Origin of the sequence: Virgibacillus sp. AGTR, assembly GCF_016919725.2 — a bacterium.
GTDB lineage: Bacteria > Bacillota > Bacilli > Bacillales > Amphibacillaceae > Virgibacillus > Virgibacillus salarius.
In genome coordinates this window covers 1-11,361 of sequence record NZ_JAJERH010000104.1, presented here as the reverse complement: position 1 = coordinate 11,361, position 11,361 = coordinate 1, and the positions used below count along the sequence as shown (strand labels likewise).

Annotated in this window: 9 protein-coding genes and 1 pseudogene; 5 read left to right on the top strand and 5 right to left on the bottom strand. The window is 37.3% G+C overall.

What is annotated here, in order from left to right:
- Positions 1–109 precede the first annotated feature (109 nt).
- Positions 110–622 (bottom strand): type 1 glutamine amidotransferase domain-containing protein, encoded by a 513-nt coding sequence (locus JUJ52_RS21665; RefSeq protein WP_026679724.1) that lies wholly within the window; start codon positions 620–622, stop codon positions 110–112.
- A gap of 201 nt (positions 623–823) precedes the next feature.
- On the opposite strand from JUJ52_RS21665, the gene JUJ52_RS21660 reads away from it, so the two are divergent.
- Both JUJ52_RS21660 and JUJ52_RS21655 read left to right on the top strand, forming a co-directional pair.
- Complete coding sequence (locus tag JUJ52_RS21660; RefSeq protein WP_166530366.1) at positions 824–1,507, top strand: uracil-DNA glycosylase; 684 nt, start codon at positions 824–826, stop codon at positions 1,505–1,507.
- Positions 1,508–1,541: 34 nt separating this feature from the next.
- A pseudogene (locus tag JUJ52_RS21655) lies at positions 1,542–1,769 on the top strand (alpha/beta fold hydrolase); the annotation flags it as partial.
- Positions 1,770–2,010: 241 nt separating this feature from the next.
- Here the strand turns inward: JUJ52_RS21655 and JUJ52_RS21650 are convergent.
- Positions 2,011–2,604 carry a GNAT family N-acetyltransferase gene (locus JUJ52_RS21650; protein ID WP_166530364.1) on the bottom strand — a complete coding sequence of 198 codons (594 nt, stop codon included), beginning with the start codon at positions 2,602–2,604 and terminating at the stop codon, positions 2,011–2,013.
- 240 nt (positions 2,605–2,844) lie between these two features.
- On the opposite strand from JUJ52_RS21650, the gene JUJ52_RS21645 reads away from it, so the two are divergent.
- Positions 2,845–3,426, top strand: coding sequence for a GNAT family N-acetyltransferase (locus JUJ52_RS21645; RefSeq protein ID WP_051388227.1), 582 nt, complete (start codon positions 2,845–2,847; stop codon positions 3,424–3,426).
- A 412-nt stretch (positions 3,427–3,838) separates the two neighbouring features.
- Here the strand turns inward: JUJ52_RS21645 and JUJ52_RS21640 are convergent, their stop codons facing one another.
- The 3 genes from JUJ52_RS21640 to betB form a co-directional block, all read right to left on the bottom strand.
- A complete protein-coding gene (locus tag JUJ52_RS21640) occupies positions 3,839–6,100 on the bottom strand; it encodes a metallophosphoesterase (protein WP_205389589.1) in 2,262 nt (753 codons plus the stop codon).
- Positions 6,101–6,653: 553 nt separating this feature from the next.
- Positions 6,654–7,862, bottom strand: a complete 1,209-nt coding sequence (gene gbsB, locus JUJ52_RS21635; RefSeq protein WP_026679728.1) for a choline dehydrogenase — start codon at positions 7,860–7,862, stop codon at positions 6,654–6,656.
- A 32-nt stretch (positions 7,863–7,894) separates the two neighbouring features.
- Positions 7,895–9,364, bottom strand: coding sequence for a betaine-aldehyde dehydrogenase (betB, locus tag JUJ52_RS21630; RefSeq protein WP_205389590.1), 1,470 nt, complete (start codon positions 9,362–9,364; stop codon positions 7,895–7,897).
- Positions 9,365–9,656: 292 nt separating this feature from the next.
- Here betB and cudC point away from each other — a divergent pair, with 292 nt between their 5' ends.
- Both cudC and JUJ52_RS21620 read left to right on the top strand, forming a co-directional pair.
- Positions 9,657–10,220 carry a choline uptake/conversion transcriptional regulator CudC gene (gene cudC, locus JUJ52_RS21625; protein WP_026679730.1) on the top strand — a complete coding sequence of 188 codons (564 nt, stop codon included), beginning with the start codon at positions 9,657–9,659 and terminating at the stop codon, positions 10,218–10,220.
- Between the two features lie 21 nt (positions 10,221–10,241).
- A complete protein-coding gene (locus JUJ52_RS21620) occupies positions 10,242–11,147 on the top strand; it encodes a glycine betaine ABC transporter substrate-binding protein (protein ID WP_026679731.1) in 906 nt (301 codons plus the stop codon).
- Positions 11,148–11,361: the final 214 nt, after the last annotated feature.

Genomic DNA, 11,361 nt, shown 5'->3' with positions numbered 1-11,361 from the left:
TAAATAACTAAGAACCCATAGTGTGTTAGCGAAGAAAGTAACGGTTCTTTCCTTTAGTTATACAAAAATAACTGCCGAGAAAAGTTCCTCGGCAACTATAAGTGAAGTATTAAGCATGAAGCAGTTTTAATGCTTCACGGTTAAATGCTGGAAGGTCATCGGGAGTTCGGCTAGTAACGATGTTCTGATCAACTACTACTTCTTCATCCTTGAAGTTTGCACCAGCATTTAGCAGGTCCTTACGAATTGACGTAAAACCAGTGATGTCTACATCTTTTAAAAGGTCCGTATCGATTAGAAACTGAGGTCCATGGCAAATGGCGAAGACTGGCTTTTTAGCTTCGATAAAGCTTCGGGCAAACGTGGCATTTCGCTCATCGATTCGCAATAAATCTGGTGAAAATCCACCAGGTACTAAAAGTGCATCATAGTCATCTGGCTTCACTTCATCAATTCCTTTATCTATCGTGAATGTTTTACCATTTTTACCAGTAATCTCTTTGCCAGCTTCTCCTTCGATCAAATCAACGGAATGATTTGCTTCTTTGAAATGTTGTACTGGGTCAGTTAGCTCAATCTCTTCAACCATATTAGTAACTAGTACAGCAATTTTTTTACTCATCAACACACACATCCTTTCTTCCTCTATTCTTTTTCATTACATGAATTATTTTAAAGGAGCATAAAACAACTGTGAAGTATGCACTTTTTTGTGCGGAGGTTACCTAAAGGTTACTTTTAATGACAAAAGGAATGGTATCGAAATACGGTTCATACATGATAGAATAATAGGAGCGATATAATTTACAAGGAATGATTGGAATTGAAAAAACAAATTTTAAAGAATGATTGGGAAGTGTTGTTACAGGAAGAATTTACAAAGCCTTATTATCAACAGCTTCGAGAATTTCTAAAAAAGGAATATGCTTCTAAAATAATCTATCCAGATATGAACGACATATTTAACGCTCTTCATTATACGTCTTTTGAAAGTGTGAAAGTAGTTATTTTAGGGCAAGATCCGTATCATGGTCCGAACCAAGCGCATGGACTAAGCTTTTCTGTAAATAAAGGAGTTGCTATACCACCTTCCTTAAAGAATATCTTTAAGGAATTGCATACTGATTTAGGTCATCCAATACCAGATCACGGATCATTAGTAAACTGGGCGGAGCAAGGTGTATTATTACTAAATAATGTATTAACGGTTAGACAAGGCGAGGCGCATTCTCATCAAGGTATGGGATGGGAGCAATTTACTGATGAAGTTATTAAATCATTAAACAAAAAGCAGGAGCCTGTAATATATATATTATGGGGAGGGGCCGCCCAGAAAAAGCGTGCTTTGATTGATACAAATAAGCATTATATTATTAAATCCCCGCATCCTAGTCCATTATCTGCATATCGAGGATTTTTTGGTAGCAAGCCATTTTCTAGAGCAAATAATCTATTAAAAGAAATTGGCAGAAAGGAAATCGATTGGCGTTTGAATGATTATATGTAGTGATTTAAATGTAGCTAGGGAAGGAGATAAATTAATGAGTGGGTGGGATCAGCAGTTAATTAAAACTTCTCGTGGCACATTTGAGGTGTTTTGTAATGGGGAAGGAACTCCTTTATGTGTAACGCATTATTATTCCGAATTTAATCATTCAGGGGACTATTTTGCTGATTCTTTTACGCATAACCATAAGGTTTACCTGGTAAACTTAAGGGATGCCGGGAATTCAGTAAAGGCAAGTCTCCCCTATCAGCTTAGTATGCTTTAGATAAGAGCAGGCAGAAACCGGAATGGTGATAGATTGTATCCTTTTCTGGTTTTTATTATATTCTAGGAAATTTTAAAATTTGCTCATGTAGATAAAAATGGTCGTATTGAGCCGCGTCCAGAGCGCAAGCGCCCAGAAACTAGGCGACTTCACGAATCGCCCTAATCTAAGTCATCATCGGCTCGCAAGCCCACCGTGCTTCCTTTATCTCCGTTGACTCGCTCCAGTTACTGCGTTTCTAATCGGGCGCTTGCGCTTTTGTTATATATGCACAATGCTCTGAGATGGAGGAGTAATCATAACGAATCTGATACAAAACGTGTTGCTTCAGTGGACTATCAATCTCTAATTTAGGATGTCCAAATGTTTTAATCCTTTGCATTCCAATACGCTCCATCACTTTTTCAGAGGGCTTATTTATCGTGGAGGTAAAAGCACAGATTTCATCCATGCGCAACGTCTGAAAAGCATAATCTAAACAAGTCTTAGCACCCTCAACTGCATACCCTTTTTTCCAAAACTGTTTATCTAATCGCCATGCAATCTCGATGGAAGACGACGTAACATCAGGCATATCTATGTCAGCCAGTCCAATAAAACCGATAAATTGATGATCTTTTAAGCGATCAACTGCCCAAATACCATATCCTTTTCCAGCTAAATCCTGTTCAAATTTATCTATTAACCAATCTGATCGTTCTTTCGTTAATGGTTTAGGGAAGTACTTCATAACTATAGGATCAGCATTCATGGCTGAAAATAAATCTTTGTCTGATTCCTGCCACCTTCTAAAGCCTAGTCGTTCGGATTGGAAAATATACTTGTTTTTCATGAATGATAACCCCCTTCATTTTGCAAATGTATATAGTATATCATTATTCATAAAAAAATAAATAGACATATAATTCAATATATTATCTTAACTAATGTATCTATATTTTTTAGTGGTAAATAGGTTATAGATCAACCTTATTCGAAAATAGCATAGAATAGGTCATTTGCTTTAAAGATGTTAGATATAAGGTTCCTTAGATTAAAGGTCATTGACGGTGGAAAAAAAAGGGGGGTTGATATGGCGCAATTGAATGATAGGGAAATTGATCTGGAACAACCGATATTAGAAACGCCAAGACTCATTCTTAGGAAAATAATGGCCACAGATCTTTCCGCAATTCATGCCTTTACATCATTAGATGTAGTCACGCAGTATCTTCCATTTGATACACATCAATCACACGAACAGACAAAGCTATTTATCAATTTTGTATTGGATCAATATGATAATAATCAATTAGCTCCGTGGGGGATAGAGTTAAAACCTTATAAAAAGTTGATTGGCATGATTGAATACGTTTTTTGGGAACAAGAAAATGATACGGCAGAATTGGCCTTTGTCCTAACAAATACGCATTGGGGGAAGGGGATTGTTACCGAAGCTTGTCAGGAGGTGATTAAATATGGTTTTACAACCATGAAGTTACAGCGAATCCAGGCAAGGAGTTTCGTAGAAAATATTGGCTCCCAAAAAGTATTAGAGAAATGTGGATTAAAATTAGAAGGTATATTGAAAAAACGATTGTTTATAAAAGGAAAACATCGGGATATATGTATGTACGCGATTATTAAAGATGATGATAATCGTAAAACCAACTAATTTAGTAGTCTTTCAGAAGTATCCTTACTTCATAATAAGTACTCTTGCAAGAAGAGGGTGTGATAATAGCCAACCACTATTCCTATTTATTTAGAAAAAGATTACCGATATCCAGGCTGTCTTTCTTTGTAATCAATGAAGAAACATTCATCCATGGACTCTGAGGAATTAAAACAAAGTGCAAAAGGATTAAGTAAGTTAGATGTTATCGAAAGAGTAGGCCTATGATTAGGACAGAGATGCTGTCATCAATCGCAAGCATCATAGAACTGATTATCGTGCACCTCTGTCCCTGTCTACTAGGACACGGAACCGAAATCGTATCATTTGAATCAACCGTGTACCTATCGGTAAGTATGATGGTGGTGTAAAGTTCGGGGACTAGCCATCCCCTCCTACTTGATTTTAGATTTTAATTTGGCGGCACAATGATTTGATCATCAAGTCTAATATCATCAATCGCCCAGAACCAATTATTTTTCGCATTATACATTCTCCATTTCAGTTTCATTGAAGAAGCTTCTTCAGGAACGTTAATTGATTTAACTTCATACTTATTTAAAACATGGCTGTTCCCATTGTCAGAAGTGCTTTTGTTGTCATAAATAAGTACTTGCTGTTTTTCACCATTATCAAAAACTGCTGTTACTTCAGCTGTTTGTATTCCTTCTTGTTTATAATGAGAGGCAAATCCTAATGATAGGTTTTGATCACCTTTAACTTTTATAGAAGGTGACGTTAATGTACTATCAAAGTATCCGGTAGATGCTGGTGAACCATTATCATCCCACTCATCTGGGTCAGCAACGGCAATAACACCTTGTCCAAGATCAAAATCTTCACGTTCTTGTGTATCAGCTTTTGTCCAAAAATCTTTTGTAGTAAAGCTCCACCCTTGCCATTCTATTGTCCCAGCAGGCATATGGGAGCTATTGGTAATCGTCCACCCATTTGGAGTTTCGCTAGTCCAACCTAGAATTGAGTCAGGGATATCTTCATTAACTGCAGGTTTTAATGAAGACTGTAAATAATCAAAATTTTGTCCCAGCATCATGTTTACTAGAACTTGGACATCTTTTGATCCGATTTTTTGTTCACCTTCATAAGCTGTAACTGTGAATTCAGATGCACCTGAAATTGCTTCAGATGGGGTAGCTTTAACATTCAACGTCTTTTCTTCATAACCTGTAAGCTCATAAGCGATTTCATGATTTACCAATGTCCAGTCAGTAGGTGCATCAATCTTAATTTTTCCGTTTACACCTTTGCTGCCATAGTTTTTCATCTTTACTTGAATGGATGTTGATTCACCATTCGTTACTAGAGTAGGAGAAGCTTGTGTTGATACCATCTCTAAAGCTTTTGTAGTTCCTTCAGTTTTTAATTTTGTTTTACTTGTGTTTCCAAATGAGTCCAGTGCTTGTATCTCAATTTCATACGTAGTACCTGGTTGAAGACCGTTTATTGGGAATTCTAATTTCTTAGGTATAGGATCATAATAGAAATTGGAAAACGCTTTGAAATCTGCATCATATTCTCCTGATTTTAAATTTTTGGCCTTAATTTGATATGAATGTACTAGCAAGTTATCAGTTGCCTGTGGAAATTCAATAGTTAAACTTCTTAATGTTGATTTTTCTTCTATGATTGATGCATCGGCTTTTGTTGGAAATACCGGATTTATATGGTCACGGTCTTCTGTATAGTTGAATTTATTTTTCTTAGCTGGGTATTTTATCACCCAAGGATCTCCTACCCAATTATCTTTATGGAAATCACGTTTCTTAATCACGACTTCATTATTATAAACCTCTACAACCATACCTTGGCTAATATCTCGATATCCTTGTGGATGAAACCCTTGAAGTTTCCCTGGTTCCAATTCCAAATAGCTGACGGAAGAGGTACCGACAGATGTAAAATCTTTTTGATGAATCGTTCTAGGATCTTCAAGTGGGTAATGAGAATGTCCAGAGAATGTAATTACTTGGGGGTATTCCTTCAATGTATCATATAGAAGTTCTTTATTTTCTTGGGTACCCCACAAATCACTTCCGTAAACTGTGTCTTTAATATGTTGATGTAGGAACACAAAAATCGGTTCTCCCGGGTTGTCCTTTTCTGCTGCCTCCAATTGTTTTTTCAGCCAGTTAATTTGATCAACCGTATACAAACCATGAGTGGTGCTGTCTTCAGGACTTAACGCAATAAAATGATAGCCATTTACTTTTTTGTGATAATAGATCGATTCCATTGCTGTTTTTTCCAAGAAGCGAGTTTGTGCATCCTTAATAGATAGACCATTCCAATAATCGTGATTACCCATTGTAAACAAGGAATTGACGCCATCTTGTTTCTTTTCATTATAAATAGAGAAAAATTTATCATACTCTGTTTCATATCCGTAATCAGTCAAATCCCCTACCACAACAAAAGCATCCTGATCAGGGGCAACTTTGTTTAGTTGGTTCATCGCTGCTTTAAATTTCTCATCATCTATTGTTGAACTATTGTCAATATGCACATCACTTATTACAGGAAAAACAAGTTCTGGTTTACGATTGTTGTTTACTAAACTTGAAGATTCCGAGAAAGCTTGTGCACTAGAAAATGAAACTGTTAGTCCTAACGTAAGGGCTGCCAAAATTACCCAAAAATTGCTCTTCGATTTCATGATAACATTCCTCCTATCACTAATTATTTTACTAGCTGGAAAATAAACTTTGCTTTATATAGTTATGATAATAAAAATTTAATAACACAATATAAAACCACTGTAAATTCAATGTAAAATAGCTGAGAGAGTATGTTTTAAGTTCGCTGTATAAGTTGATGTTTATCTCATAATACGTTGGTATTTTCACATGATGATAAAAAAGGGAAATGAAAAAGGCTGGGATAAAACACACTTCTTTACTCAAAATACGAATAATCATGTTAGCAATAGGAGTGTCATCGCTGCACCGTGAAAATATACGTCCTTTACGCGGGCACGGCCTCCGCTAACTTGGTAAAGAAAAACACGCTACCAAGTGGATCTTCGTACTTGTGCTGTTCCCGCTGGAGTCTCGCTTATTTCAGGTGCTAAATTTATTATTCTAATCAAAAAACGAACAATAATTAATTTTAATTAATTATTGTTCGTTTTATATTGTTTCTTCATTCTTTTGTCTCAGTCTCTTTTATCTAGTTTCTTAACTACGGGGTCCATGCAATTTTGCTTTGGATTATACGGTTTTTGCCACTAATCCGAAACAACGCTTATAAATCCACTGATAGTCTTTTTCGGTGAGATCACGTGGATTTCCTACTGTTTGTGGATCCTTCATGGCCTCTTTTGATAAACGCTCGATCATATCAGGTGAAACACCTTGCTCTTCTAAACTAGGAATATCTAAGTCTTCTGCTAAACGATAAACTTCATTGACTGCTGCTTTTGCTGCTTCTTCAGTTGTCATATCGAATGTGTTTGCACCTAGTGCTTGTGCGATACGTGCAAATTTGTCAGGATGTCCTTTCCAATTATATTCCATCACGGGTCCCATCATCGTAGCCACACATTGTCCATGGGCAACGGGAATAATACCGCCTAATGTTTGAGACATAGCATGTGCTGCTCCAGCTGATTCACTTCCATATGAAAGTCCAGCAAGCATGGCAGCTTGTGCCATCCCGTAGCGTGCCTCAATGTCACCACCATCAGCGTATGCCCGACGAATATATTTACCTACGTACTCTATTGCCAATAGTGCAACTGCATCTGTTACCGGCTGTGCAAAATGCATCGTATAGCACTCGATTGCATGAGCAAGTGCGTCAATACCTGTCATAGCTGTTACATGTGGGGGCATGGACACATGTAATTCAGGATCAAGAATGGTTAAATGTGCCGCAATTAATGGGCCACCTGTATTAAACTTAAATTCACGTTCTTCATCTGTTATAACAGCCCATTGTGTAACTTCTGAACCTGTACCTGCAGTTGTTGGAATGGTAGTTAATGGCGGAATACGATTTTCTAAAGGTTTCTTACCTTCGGCAGCTTCGTAATCTAGTACACTACCATCGTGTGTTGCTTCAACACCAATTCCTTTTGCTGTATCCATTGAACTACCGCCACCTACGGCTACGAGTCCATTACATGATTCTTCTGTAAATACCTTAGACCCTTCAGCGATTAAACGTACAGGAGGATTCGGCTCTACTTTATTAAAGACAACAACCTCAATTCCAGCCTCTTTTAGATGTTTCTCAACAGGTTCAGTTACCCCTGCTTTATAGATACCAGGATCAGTTACGAGAAGAACTTTGGTAACACCAAGGTTTTTAACTTCTTCACCAATATGTTTAATTGCTCCGATCCCATGCTTGATCGCTGTTGGGATTTCAAATGTATGGAATTTATGCATATGTTCAACTTTCATATTTAAACTCATCGACGATTCCTCCTAAGATTGAAATTTTATATTTAGAACCAATTTATTGCTTCTGGTTTTAAGTTTTGAAAGATATGCTTCGTTTCTTGATATTCTTCTAATCCAGCTCTGCCAAGTTCTCGGCCAATTCCAGATTGTTTAAATCCGCCCCAAGGTGCATGCGGAAAATATAGATTGTATTCATTAATCCAAACCGTTCCCATGCGCATCTTTGCTACGCAACGCTCCGCCTTAGCAATATCATTTGTCCATACGCCACCAGACAGACCGTAAATTGAATCATTGGCTAGATGAATAGCTTCTTCTTCTGATTGGAATGTTTCTACGGTAATAACAGGACCAAAACCTTCGTTTTGAACTACCTTCATATCCGTTGTACAATTTGTGAGTACGGTAGGAAGATAAAAGAAACCTTTTTGTAATTGAGGGTCACTTGGGCGATCTCCGCCAACCGCAACGGTAGCTCCCTCCTGTTTACCAGTTTCCACATAATCAATAACTTTATTTAAATGCTCCTCAGAAATTAGCGGTCCCATTTGTGTTGCCTCATCAAAACCGTTACCTAGCTTAATGTCCATAACTCGTGTAACAAGTTTCTCAATAAACGCATCATGAACGCTTTCCTCAACGATTAATCTTGTTCCGGCAGAGCAAATTTGTCCTGCGTGAAAATAGACTGCATTTAGTGCTTGATCTACCGCTGTATCAAAATCAGCATCTGCAAAAACGATATTTGGGTTTTTTCCGCCAAGTTCAAGTGCTAAATTTTTCACGTTGGAACTTGCTGCTTGCATAATTTTCTTACCAGTTGCAATACCTCCAGTAAAGGAAATAAGATCAACTTCTTTATTAGCAGAAAGTTCAGCACCTACGGAATGTCCTGGTCCAAGTACTAAATTAACGACTCCAGCTGGAACACCTGCTTCCTCCATTAATTCAAACACCTTAACGGTAGTTAGTGGTGTAATCTCACTTGGTTTCATAATAAGTGTATTGCCTGCTACTAATGCAGGAGCAAGCTTCCAGGATGCTTGTAAGAGCGGATAATTCCAAGGTGTGATTTGTCCGCATACACCAACAGGTTCATGTACGACCTTACTTATCGTATTTGGAATTGGCGAGTCAATAATTTCTCCGCCATTTTTATCTGCTAGTTCAGCATAATAGTGAAAGACACCAGCAATATCCTCCATATCTCCACGACTTTCTTCAACTGTTTTTCCAGTGTCAAGTGATTCTAGCTTAGCTAATTCCTCTTTATCTCTTTCAATGAATTGAGCAATGGTCCTAACAATGTGCCCTCTTTCTGTTGCTGGTGTTGTTGCCCATTCCCCAGAATCAAATGCCTTTCTTGCAGCTTTAATGGCTGTCTGTGTGTCAACTTCATCACTTTCCGTAACTGTAGCAATGACTTCTTGATTAAAAGGATTAATAATGTCTCGAGTAGCATTTGTTTTTGATGCTACCCATTCACCATCAATATAATTTCGTTTGCAGTCCAAAGGGAAAACCTCCTCTATCGTTAAGTTTGTTAAATATTTATTTAACGTTTTGAACAAAACTAATGTAACATGTTGCTTTATTGTTGTCAAAGTGAATACGTATAATTGTTAATATGATAATTTGGTTATAGAAAATAGTAGTAAGCGGTTTTCTTTTTAATGTATGGGTTTAATTAAAAATACACTAAACTTTTCTTATTATTATTTGACATATTTCGAGGATACGTTACCATTAAGTTTGTAAAATAAATTCTTAACGTATTAAATTTTTTAAAAAATAGGAGGTGACGGAATGGCGGCTTCAAATGATGACATGGCTAGGGAGAAGCTGGAAGAGGCAAAGGGATATGTCATTGAAACTATCGCCGAAACGATGGATGTTTATGGTGTAACACCAGCTGCAGGAAAGCTTTATGCAACGATGTATTTTAAGGATCAAATGAATCTCGATGAAATGCGAGAGGAACTTGGGATGAGTAAGCCAAGTATGAGCACAAGTGTAAGAAAGCTACAAGAAAATGAGATGGTTAAAAAGAAATTTCAACGTGGATCTCGTAAACATACGTATGCGGCCGAAAAGAATTTCTTCCATTCGTTTATGTCTTATTTTTGTCAATTATGGGACCGAGAGGCAAAAATGAACATGGAGGCAATTAAACAGGCTGAATTTGAATTAGATCAAATTTTTGAAGATGAAAATGTATCAGCAGAGCTAGTTGATGAAGCACGTAAAATTTATGAGCTGCTTGATCAGTCAAAAATATATTACCGCTGGCTTGAACGGTTGGTAGCAAGCATACGATCAGAAGAGATATATGAGTTTTTACCAAAAGATCCAGACGATAAGAATACGTGATGGGAGAGGATTAGACAATTTATGCGTTTCATTAAAAGTAAACTTCTACTAATAGGATTAGCATTCGTCGTTGTATTAGCAGCATGTGGAGAAAGTGCAGAGTCAGATAAAAAAGGTTCCGGAGATGCCAAAGAGGATGGAACTGAGAATAAAGGTACCATTGAAATGGCACAGATCAATTGGGCTGAAAATATCGCTGTAACCAATATGTGGAAAGTTATTTTGGAAGATCAGGGCTATGAAGTTAATTTGAAATTGCTTGATATGGGTACAATTATGAAAGCATTGGCAGAGGATGAATTGGATATTAATCTAGAGGTATGGCTACCAGTTCAGGATCAGGCCTATCTGCAAGAGTATAAAGATGAGGTTTTCTTTTCAGAAGAAACTTGGTATGATAACGCAAAAGTTGGTCTTGTTGTCCCAAAATACTTAGAAAACATGAATAGTATAGAGGATCTAAATAAACATGCAGACATGTTTGAAGGTGAAATTACCGGGTTTGATCCAGGGGCAGGTACGATGGAAGTAACAGAGGATTTAATTAAAGAATACGATCTTGATTATGAATTATTGCCAAGTTCTGAACCAGCTATGATAACGGAAATTGCAGAAGCTATTAAGAATGAAGAACCAATTGTTGCACCGCTTTGGAGTCCGCATCGTGTCTTCTCACAGTATGATTTAAAATACCTGGAAGACCCCAAAGAGGTTTATGGTGGCGTAGAAAAGATTCATCATGCAGCTCGTCAAGGATTTGCAGAAGATTTTCCAAAAGTTAGTAAGTGGATGAAAGATTGGAAAATGGATGATGATTCCATTGGGGAATTAATGACCTATGTCAAGGACGCTGATGAACCGATTGATGGTGCTAGGAAATGGGTCGAAGAAAATCAAGATTTAGTCAATCAATGGATAAAGGAATAGGAATAACATCCAAAGGGAGCACAAGTGTGGCTCCCTTTTTATAAGTTAAGAAAGTATAAATTCAGTGCAATGACTGCGTTAAGCCAAGTAGTTATTTTGAAATGTTAGATGTATATTGGCAATGCTCTGATTAATTACTTCGCTTTCCGCGGGCACGGCCTTAACTAACTTTGCAAAGAAGAACACGTTGCAAAGTGGATTTTCGGCTCGCGCA

Excerpts from the sequence above, each read along its gene's own strand:
- JUJ52_RS21665 (WP_026679724.1), bottom strand. The coding sequence starts at position 622 with ATGAGTAAAAAAATTGCTGTACTAGTTACTAATATGGTTGAAGAGATT.
- JUJ52_RS21650 (WP_166530364.1), bottom strand. The coding sequence starts at position 2,604 with ATGAAAAACAAGTATATTTTCCAATCCGAACGACTAGGCTTTAGAAGG.
- JUJ52_RS21645 (WP_051388227.1), top strand. The coding sequence starts at position 2,845 with ATGGCGCAATTGAATGATAGGGAAATTGATCTGGAACAACCGATATTA.
- JUJ52_RS21640 (WP_205389589.1), bottom strand. The coding sequence starts at position 6,100 with ATGAAATCGAAGAGCAATTTTTGGGTAATTTTGGCAGCCCTTACGTTA.
- gbsB (WP_026679728.1), bottom strand. The coding sequence starts at position 7,862 with ATGAGTTTAAATATGAAAGTTGAACATATGCATAAATTCCATACATTT.
- cudC (WP_026679730.1), top strand. The coding sequence starts at position 9,657 with ATGGCGGCTTCAAATGATGACATGGCTAGGGAGAAGCTGGAAGAGGCA.
- JUJ52_RS21620 (WP_026679731.1), top strand. The coding sequence starts at position 10,242 with ATGCGTTTCATTAAAAGTAAACTTCTACTAATAGGATTAGCATTCGTC.